Consider the following 721-nt stretch of genomic DNA (forward strand, 5'->3'; position numbering starts at 1 on the left):
GGAAAGGCCCGCCAAAGAAGGTAACAGCCCTGTAACTGAAATGTCATACCCTCCAGAGTGGATCCTGAGTACGGCGGAACACGTGAAATTCCGTCGGAATCCGGGAGGACCATCTCCCAAGGCTAAATACTCCCTAGTGACCGATAGTGAACCAGTACCGTGAGGGAAAGGTGAAAAGCACCCCGGAAGGGGAGTGAAATAGATCATGAAACAGTCTGAATAATAGTAGTAATAGAAATTTAAATTTTTTTGTTGTTTTTGAACGTCGTGAGACAGTTCGGTCCCTATCCGTCGCGGGCGCAGGAAATTTGAGAGGAGCTGTCCTTAGTACGAGAGGACCGGGATGGACGCACCGCTGGTGTACCAGTTGTTCTGCCAAGGGCATCGCTGGGTAGCTATGTGCGGAAGAGCCCGTTAACGGGTGATGGCGTGCCTTTTGTAGAATGAACCGGCGAGTTACGATCCCGTGCAAGGTTAAGCAGAAGATGCGGAGCCGCAGCGAAAGCGAGTCTGAATAGGGCGCATGAGTACGTGGTCGTAGACCCGAAACCAGGTGATCTACCCATGTCCAGGGCAGCTTGGTAGAGCACTTGGTTTGGGACCAAGGGGTCGCAGGTTCGAATCCTGTCTTCCCGACCATCTTTTATGGGGCCTTAGCTCAGCTGGGAGAGCGCCTGCCTTGCACGCAGGAGGTCAGCGGTTCGATCCCGCTAGGCTCCAC

General features: G+C 53.5%; 1 rRNA gene. It reads left to right on the plus strand.

Features of this window, described 5'->3' with window-relative positions:
• A 23S ribosomal RNA gene (locus BA70_RS19865) occupies positions 1 to 721 on the plus strand; the annotation flags it as partial.

Source organism: Bacillus zhangzhouensis, assembly GCF_000715205.1.
GTDB lineage: Bacteria > Bacillota > Bacilli > Bacillales > Bacillaceae > Bacillus > Bacillus zhangzhouensis.